Consider the following 275-nt stretch of genomic DNA (forward strand, 5'->3'; position numbering starts at 1 on the left):
CCGCAGATCCGGCTCATCTTGAACCAGATCGGGCGGCGGCTGACCGAATCGCTCGACGGCAGCGATGGCATCGCGCGCCGGCACAAGCTGCTGCTGATGCTGGACGAGTTTCCGGCGCTGGGTCGCCTCGATTTTTTCGAGTCCGCGCTTGCCTTCATGGCCGGCTACGGCATCCGCAGCTTTCTCATCGCTCAAAGCCTGAACCAGATCGACAAGGCGTATGGGCAGAACCATTCCATCCTCGACAACTGCCATGTCCGGGTGACTTTCGCCAC

The 275-nt window shown here is 61.5% G+C and carries 1 protein-coding gene; it reads left to right on the forward strand.

The window, feature by feature from the left end; all coding sequences use genetic code 11:
* A partial coding sequence (locus tag ACR6JA_RS23465) for a type IV secretory system conjugative DNA transfer family protein (protein ID WP_494599967.1) occupies positions 1-275 on the forward strand: 275 nt, incomplete at both ends.

The sequence above is a fragment of the Cedecea sp. B1(4) genome, from assembly GCF_059414925.1.